This is a genomic window from Paenibacillus sp. FSL R5-192, from assembly GCF_000517845.1.
Classification (GTDB): Bacteria; Bacillota; Bacilli; order Paenibacillales; family Paenibacillaceae; genus Paenibacillus; species Paenibacillus amylolyticus.
This window is the reverse complement of sequence record NZ_ASPR01000041.1, coordinates 1-427: the sequence shown is the minus strand read 5'-3', so window position 1 is coordinate 427 and position 427 is coordinate 1. Positions and strand designations below refer to the sequence as shown.

At 43.3% G+C, this 427-nt stretch carries 1 tRNA gene; it reads left to right on the top strand.

Features of this window, described 5'->3' with window-relative positions:
- The first annotated feature begins 121 nt into the window (after positions 1-121).
- Positions 122-197, top strand: a tRNA-Ala gene (locus C161_RS19840).
- Positions 198-427: the final 230 nt, after the last annotated feature.

Genomic DNA, 427 nt, shown 5'->3' with positions numbered 1-427 from the left:
GATCACCTCCTTTCTATGGAGAATCGTTTCCTGCAACGGAAACATTCAAATATGCAGGTTCTTAGAACCTGCAACAGCAACACAGTTATTTATCCATTTGTTCAGTTTTGATGGAATTTGAGGGGCCATAGCTCAGCTGGGAGAGCGCCTGCCTTGCAAGCAGGAGGTCAGCGGTTCGATCCCGCTTGGCTCCACCAAACAATTTCATCTATTTGGCTTGTTCTTTGAAAACTAGATATCGAAACGAAACAAACGCGAATTAGAACATTCCTTTTTAGCTGAACTTGTGTAAACAAGTCAAGTGTATAAAGGTAGTTGAATTGCTTTTGTGATGGTATCGGGTGAGAGTGACTTTTGGCTTTGCGCAAGCAAAACAAGGGAAGCGAGCGACCGAAACCGGAACAAAATGGTTAAGCTACTAAGAGCA